Below are 278 nucleotides of genomic sequence, written 5' to 3'. Positions count from 1 at the left end.
GCAGAAAACCGATACGGTTTTGCTTATCGACGTAGAGGCGAGCGTTCGCGGAGTCGAAAACGGAGATCCGTGCAATTGACGCGGGGGGCAGCGTTCCGTCCTTCCAGGTTATGGGGGTCGGTTCCGTAGCACCCTCTTCGAGAAACCGGACAAGCACTTCGGCTGGCGGTTTGGTGCCGATCTCGAACACGTTGCCAAGAAGATCATCCGCCGTCAGACTACGGCAAAGCTTCTTCGCGATCCGGCAATAGCCGCTCTTTCCGCTTCCATTGTCGCCG

1 pseudogene is annotated in these 278 nt (G+C 57.9%); it reads right to left on the bottom strand.

Annotation, left to right across the window (positions count from 1 at the left end):
* Positions 1 to 278 (bottom strand): annotated as a pseudogene (locus EN807_RS35180) (hypothetical protein); the annotation flags it as partial.

The organism is Mesorhizobium sp. M5C.F.Ca.ET.164.01.1.1 (genome assembly GCF_004792125.1).
Classification (GTDB): Bacteria; Pseudomonadota; Alphaproteobacteria; order Rhizobiales; family Rhizobiaceae; genus Mesorhizobium; species Mesorhizobium wenxiniae.
This window is presented reverse-complemented; position numbering and strand designations above follow the sequence as displayed.